Raw genomic sequence first — 272 nt, 5'->3', positions numbered from 1 at the left:
GTGTATTCACGCTCAAGAGCGCGGCTTGGCAACCATGTTACTTTCGATGCGTGACGTGAAGGACTACGGCCCTGAGGTACTTGAAGGGCTCGAAAACCTTGACGTGTTATGTATTGATGACGTGCACTTGGTAGCAGGCAACGATTCATGGGAGAAATTATTATTTCACTTTTTCAATCTCTTTAATGAGCCGGTCAAATATCTTGTTGTGACAGCTGATTTATTACCTGAAATTGTACATCTCAACCTAACGGATTTAGTTTCGCGTTTGA

General features: G+C 43.0%; 1 protein-coding gene. It reads left to right on the top strand.

Annotated features, from left to right (window positions below; translation table 11 throughout):
* Positions 1–272: DnaA ATPase domain-containing protein (locus tag CWB80_RS22365; protein WP_249362699.1), on the top strand; the 272-nt coding region annotated here is incomplete at both ends.

Source organism: Pseudoalteromonas sp. S1650, assembly GCF_005887195.1.
Taxonomy (GTDB): Bacteria; Pseudomonadota; Gammaproteobacteria; order Enterobacterales; family Alteromonadaceae; genus Pseudoalteromonas; species Pseudoalteromonas simplex.
Note: the sequence above shows the minus strand (reverse complement) of the source record. Positions and strands in the feature narration are given on the sequence as shown.